The 6,639-nt window shown below is 39.5% G+C and carries 8 protein-coding genes; all 8 read right to left on the bottom strand.

The window, feature by feature from the left end:
- A partial coding sequence (locus tag ACH2DQ_RS10965; protein ID WP_395026727.1) for a GGGtGRT protein occupies positions 1 to 456 on the bottom strand: 456 nt, incomplete at its 3' end.
- Positions 457 to 473: 17 nt separating this feature from the next.
- On the bottom strand, positions 474 to 1,166 hold the full coding sequence (locus tag ACH2DQ_RS10970; RefSeq protein ID WP_395026729.1) for an iron-sulfur cluster assembly scaffold protein: 693 nt from the start codon (positions 1,164 to 1,166) through the stop codon (positions 474 to 476).
- A 297-nt stretch (positions 1,167 to 1,463) separates the two neighbouring features.
- Positions 1,464 to 1,907: a MerR family transcriptional regulator gene (locus tag ACH2DQ_RS10975; protein ID WP_394913144.1), complete on the bottom strand. Its 444-nt coding sequence runs from the start codon at positions 1,905 to 1,907 to the stop codon at positions 1,464 to 1,466.
- Between the two features lie 117 nt (positions 1,908 to 2,024).
- Positions 2,025 to 2,732 (bottom strand): putative ABC transporter permease, encoded by a 708-nt coding sequence (locus tag ACH2DQ_RS10980; RefSeq protein WP_394913143.1) that lies wholly within the window; start codon positions 2,730 to 2,732, stop codon positions 2,025 to 2,027.
- Positions 2,733 to 2,878: 146 nt separating this feature from the next.
- Positions 2,879 to 3,901, bottom strand: a complete 1,023-nt coding sequence (locus tag ACH2DQ_RS10985) for a glycosyltransferase family 2 protein (protein ID WP_394913142.1) — start codon at positions 3,899 to 3,901, stop codon at positions 2,879 to 2,881.
- Positions 3,902 to 3,986: 85 nt separating this feature from the next.
- On the bottom strand, positions 3,987 to 5,168 hold the full coding sequence (locus ACH2DQ_RS10990) for a DUF4097 family beta strand repeat-containing protein (RefSeq protein ID WP_394913141.1): 1,182 nt from the start codon (positions 5,166 to 5,168) through the stop codon (positions 3,987 to 3,989).
- A complete protein-coding gene (locus tag ACH2DQ_RS10995) occupies positions 5,165 to 5,749 on the bottom strand; it encodes a DUF1700 domain-containing protein (RefSeq protein WP_394913140.1) in 585 nt (194 codons plus the stop codon). The genes ACH2DQ_RS10990 and ACH2DQ_RS10995 overlap by 4 nt, the downstream gene beginning before the upstream one ends.
- Complete coding sequence (locus ACH2DQ_RS11000; protein WP_394913139.1) at positions 5,736 to 6,062, bottom strand: PadR family transcriptional regulator; 327 nt, start codon at positions 6,060 to 6,062, stop codon at positions 5,736 to 5,738. Before ACH2DQ_RS11000 ends, ACH2DQ_RS10995 begins: the two co-directional genes overlap by 14 nt.
- Positions 6,063 to 6,639 lie beyond the last annotated feature (577 nt).

Here is a 6,639-nt window from a genome sequence, read left to right on the forward strand (position 1 = left end):
GATAACACGTAATGGTTTCTGACGTACTTTGTTTGCTTTCTCAGCGATACCGATCGCACCTTCTGCTGCTGCGAAAGATTCGTGTCCTGCAAGGAATGCGAAGCAGTCTGTGTCTTCTTCCAGTAACATTTTACCAAGGTTACCATGTCCAAGACCTACTTTACGCTGGTCAGCAACGGATCCCGGGATACAGAAAGACTGAAGTCCTTCACCGATTGCTGCAGCTGCATCTGCTGCTCTTCTGCAGTCTTTTTTGATTGCAATTGCTGCGCCTACTGTATAAGCCCATTTTGCATTTTCAAAACAGATTGGCTGAATACCTTCAACCTGATTATATACATCTAAGCCTGCTGCTTTTGTAACTTCTGCTGCTTCTTCGATAGAGTTAATGCCATACTCTTTTAAAACAGCCAGAATTTGTTTTTCTCTTCTTTCATATGATTCAAATAAAGCCATTCTTTTCCCCTCCTCTATTATTCATGTCTTGGGTCGATGATTTTCACTGCGTCTGCAACTCTACCATACTGACCTTTAGCTTTTTCAAATGCTGTGTTAGCGTCATCACCTGCTTTGATGAAATCCATCATCTTACTAAAGCTTACGAACTGGTAACCAATGATTTCGTCATCTGCATCTAAAGCAACACCTGTAACATAGCCATCTGTCATTTCAAGATAACGAGGACCTTTTGCAAGAGTTCCGTACATCGTACCAACCTGAGATCTTAAGCCTTTACCTAAATCTTCAAGTCCTGCACCGATTGGAAGTCCGTCTTCTGAGAAAGCACTCTGAGTTCTTCCGTATACGATCTGTAAGAATAATTCTCTCATTGCTGTATTGATAGCGTCACACACTAAGTCTGTATTTAAAGCTTCAAGGATTGTTCTTCCTGGTAAAATTTCGGAAGCCATTGCTGCGGAGTGAGTCATACCTGAACATCCGATTGTTTCTACTAATGCTTCCTGGATAACGCCCTCTTTAACATTCAATGTTAATTTACAGGTACCCTGCTGAGGTGCACACCAGCCTACACCATGTGTTAAACCGGAAATGTCTTTAATTTCTTTTGCTTTTACCCATTTTGCTTCTTCTGGGATCGGAGCAGCACCATGAGCAACGCCTTGCGCTACTTTACACATTGTTTCTACTTCATGTGAATAAATCATTTTAAGACTCCTTTCAAAAATGAATTCTTTGGATATGTACGTGTCTGATATCGTTAGATATTTAACACCATACTTGATATCATTTTCTCATAAAACGTCAAAATAGTCTAGTGTTTTTTGTAAAAAAGTGTTGCCTAATACAGGGAATACGGGAGAATACCCCTTTTATGTCTGAAGTTCCCCGCCGCATAAAGAAAGAGAATGGAGATATCCACCCTCTTCTAAACTTTCTTTTCTGCGATTACCACCAGAACGACCAGTGTTCTCAACCGATTACATTCTTTCCCTCCGGCAGCCTTAACTGGCTGCAGTTTTCAAACGGGCAACACACTGGTCATCGCATTCCACATATTTAATCTTTTTAAGGGGAGCCTCGGACCCCAGTTTGCAGGCAGCATTATAATATTCCACTTTGAAATTAATGTGATCCAGATTGCTTTCCAGTTCCTCTATATGTTTTTCCACTACCCTTTTATGTGCAATCACAAGCTGACGCCGTTCTTTCAGGGTTGCATCTCCCTTGGCGCACAGCGCTACAAATCTGCGGATGTCTGCAATTGGCATATCGGTTGCTTTCAGGCAGGAAATAATTGATATCCAGTCTAAGTCTTTCTCATTATAAATCCGAACACCGGATTCATTTCTATTGACTGTGGGCAGCAACTGCTCTTTTTCATAATAGCGCAATGTAGATGCCGGCAATCCTGTTATCTCTGAAACCTGCTTTATCTTATATTCCATAATAAAACCCCCTTCATACATTAAAGTAACTTTAATATTTGTCTTATATTATAATATGAATCCGGGAGAATTTCAATCTATAAAAATATATAAGCGCTTAAGCTTAAAAACAGACATTTATGTATCAGACTTCATTACATCACCTTTTAAATGAGGTTCTGAGATATATTTCATCTTCGGAAAATATTTCTTCATGACATGATCCGGGAAGTATTTATCCAGTCTCATCTCAACAACATTTTTAGCGGGCACATTTAACTGCCGCTCTGACATGCGAAGTAGTGCCACCCCAGATATAGCAGCTGTTACAACCATAAAGCACACTGCTACTTTAGTAACCAAAATACCTGCTTTTCTGGGCGCCCGCTCTATCATTCTGGACAAAAACGGGTATACCCATTTTGCCCAGGCGATCGCTACCACACCCCAGAATATACAGAATATTAAATTCACATAATGTCCAAGAGTAAACGGCAATCCCGAGTAATCCCAAAACGTCACACCCAGTAACACCTGGCAGAAGTAGCCGCAGATAAATTCAAATATCCCGCCCAATACATATCCCTTAATAAATATATTAAATGTTTTCATTTCTTTTGTACTATGTAAGAAAACAGTAAATAGTGCACATCCCAGTCCCCATACGGAACTGAATGGCAGAAACAGATTACTGGTTCTGCTGGAAAGTTCTCCGAATGCGAAATAGCACCAGATGGTTTCCAAAATGCATCCCATAATCCCTCCCATCATAAAAATCCAGAATATCTTATATTTATTATATCCTACTGCAAATCTTTCCCTTTTCAAACTTCCCTTTGTGTTCATAGTTTACCTCCATTATTCAAGCCCGTGGTTCATAAAACCTGAATTTTGAAATAAATTGTTTGTTTCTGTTTCAGGCTGCCGCGCTGTGTCAATCGGCGCAGCCATCCTGCTGCACCGCAATCCACTGCAATCCACGACTGCGTTCATTAATTAAATCCATATAGCCGCTGAAGCAAATGGTAACAGCAAAGCACAAACTGCCTTCCCAATCTGCCGGGGAGGTTTACGCCGATACCAATGGCACTGAACCGGACCTTACGATACATGCTGCTGTCCAGATTTTTTAAATATCTCCAAATCTGCTTTAGTTCTTTTCTGCTGTCCGGTGTATCTATAAGCATAGCCAGAATGGTTGCAATGGCCATTGCCAGCTTCAAATTTGTATACATTGTTTTGCGCAGGGAACGCTCTTTGATCATAAACCGCTTTTTATGCATGTAGTCAATGAGGATACGGGTAACCCTGTAGTGCTGGTCCATTCGTCCTACCATTACGGACTCCTGAACCGACTGATCGGATCTGCCTATAAAATAACGGTAGAAATTCAGATCCAGGTAGCGAATCGTACGCACAAAAGGCAGCGGATTAAAGACATAGATATTATCCACATAAAAAGTATGTTCCGGCAGTACCAATCCGCAGTTCTTCACCAGATCAGTGCGGTAAATCATGGAATGCATCATCAGATAATTGGTTACCGGAAGACCTCTTGTTTCTTTCCAGGTAAAGGTTTTATCCGTTTTCATATATCTGCGGTAATTAATTACCTTTTTCTTTTTGGCACCCTGTTTTTCATATACAAAATTTGAAACGACCAGATCTGCTGTTTCATCGGAAGCTATCATTTCTTTCAGTTCTTCCAAAATCTTTTTGAGCGCATCCGTATTAACCCAGTCATCGCTGTCAACAACTTTCAGATAAATCCCTTTTGCATTGGCTATTCCTGTATTAAGAGCTCCGCCATGCCCCTTATTTTCCTGATGTATCGCACGCACTATGTCTGGAAATTCCGCTTCATATCTCTGTGCAATGGATAGTGTTTGGTCTGTTGAACCGTCGTCAATAATTAGAATTTCCACATCGTCCTTCCCAGTCAGCAAGGTCTTTATGCAATGTTCCATATAGTCCTGTGATTGATAACAAGGTACTATGACAGATAAAATTTTCATAGGCTTCTTCCCTTCGTATAAATTAGCTTTCGTTTTTATTACACTCTACCAGACAAATATCAAGAATTTATCAACTTATCGTCAGCTACTCTTTTGTATTTATTGTAATTCTGGAACCGTATTCAACACTTACTCTGACTTGTTTATCATTTCCCTGGTCCCTGGTATAGTTATCACCATAGCTTTCTCCGTTAATGCTGACGTCACCATCATCTGAATCCAGATAAAAATCAAATTCATCTTTGGGTTTAACCAGCGTAAGAGAAACATCACCATAATCGTTCTTGATATTAGTATCTGACGTGTTCAGACTATCTATTCTGCATTTTCCGTTTTCTTGGCGAATATTATTTTTTACTGCCGTAATATCATTTCCATCTACAGGTCCATATTCATTTTCAATATTCAGACTATTTGTCTTAATGTTTCTCAGGTGGAAATCACCATACTCTCCATTAATAGTCAACAGATCCATTCTTTTGTGTTTTGTATTTCCTTCCATATTACGCAGATCAACGGAACCATTGCTGCTGGCTATTTTCACTTCATCGGCTTTCATCTGGTCAATATTGATATTGCCATAATCAGTTTTTATTTCCACATTCTTAGAAGTAATATTTTTTAATGTCATATCACTGGAACTGGTATCATTGTCTATCTGCAGCTCCGGAACAACACAATTTTCCATTTCCAGCTTCCCATAATCCAAATCCAGATTAAGTTCATCCATCTTTACATTAGTAATACTGGTATTTCCGCTGTCCCCTTCTATGATCAGTTTCTTAATGTCCGCCTGATTCAGACTTAGTTCCCCATAATCTGCGCGTACTTTCAGCTGATCAAGTTCAATGTCTTTTGGCAGAACCAGTTTTATATAATCCTGCTTTTTCTGGTTATAGAAATTACCAATACCTATAATGCTGATGCCATTTTGCTGGATATTCTTCAGGTTGAAGCTGACCTTCCCATTCTCTGTTTTAAATTCCGGTATGACAAATACATCGTCATAACCATATTCCAGCCGGAAAGAATCTCCCTCTTCTATATAGATATTGCCATATCCCGCACTTATTTCTAAATTCTTTATATCTTTTAAATTTTTTGATTCTTCTATAAATTTTCCCTGATCATTTGCAGTATAGATTCCTTTCGACGTCAGTGTCAAACCCAGGCTGCCTCCCATTGCAAGCCCGGTTACCATTACGATGCCTCCAGCCAGTGTCAGGCATCCTGCTGTGATCAGCAAAACCTTCTGATACTTTTTCATGACCTTTTCCTCCTCTTTAAAATGTTTCTGAACATTTTACCAATTCCTTTCACCATACGCCTGCCGATTGCGATAATCCCAAATCCCACAAAAATACCAATTCCCACAGCAGCCATTCCTAGACCCAGCAATGCAATACCCGTTGCTGTCTGGGAAAATAAAAGGTAGATACCGCAAAAAGCAGTAACAATACCGCCAGCCAGTGCACATAGATCCATCAAAATTGCAGATCCTACCAGTACCACTACAACCAGGAGCATAGAAGCAAATAAAGCAACAAGTGCAAATGCCATAGGAAGGGCGATTGGAGCAGCACAGATCCCCAAAACAATAATCCAAAGTGTGCTGAACCCTTTTCTTACGGAATGTACTTCTTCTTCCATCCGTTTAATTGCAGCATCCGTAATAATCTGATATGCCACCTCCCGGGGCGTTCCCAGTTCCTGAATAATTTCCTGTTCCTTTTCCGGTCCGGCATCTTCAAAATATTCAGTATAATAATCCATTGCTGTATCAAATTCTTCTTTTGGCAGCTTCCGAAGTTCACGCGCCAAAGTCCGTAAATATTCATTCTTGCCCATTATTTGTTCCTCCCAAAATGATCTCTTCTATTCCTGTCCGATAAGTAATCCATTCATCCACAAAATGCTGATATTGCTTCTTTCCTTCGGGCGTCAGATAATAATATTTTCTGTTTCTCCCCTGGAATGGCTGGTCATAAGTACCCAGATATCCGTTATTCTGCAGCCTTCTCAATACCGGGTAAAGGGTAGATTCCTTTAAGTCCGTCACCTTTTTCATTTCCTGGGATATAGAGTATCCATACGTATCTCCCTTTGCAATAATCGCCAGAACAATTGCATCTGTAAGTGAAGCTCCCAATTGATACGTCATCTTATCGCCTCCTCTCTTTTTGTGAAACATGTATTCTTAATACCTTTTGTTTGAGTATATTATATGACGTATAATATACTTTGTCAACATATATAATTATTTTTTTTATATAATTTATTTCACTATATAGAATTATAAAATATATTATATTACTCACGTACTCTTCCAATTCAAACGAAATGTGCTTTCATACGAAAAAGGCTCCGCCAACCGCAGCAAATCTGAGCTGCAAGTTATCACGAAACCTTTGTTTTATAATATTTACCTTTTATATATGCTTCCTATAATGGTACTACAATTTACTAGTTACAGATATACTACGTATATTTTAAGTCATTACTTGGCTAGAACATCGTGTATCCATCTTTCCGTACACTACCTATCATTTACAAAGCGTCCTTAATCAGCTAACCCCCAATTTATTCGTAAACTGCAGCACTAACACTCACGCATTTTTTTAATGAGCACCAAAGTAAGTGCAAAAATAACCGAAGCGAATCCTATCTGCACCAGGATGCCCAGCCACACATCCGTTCTAATCTGCTCTGTGATGCCAATAGATTCTCCCAACAGGTCA

Source organism: Robinsoniella sp. (genome assembly GCF_034124845.1).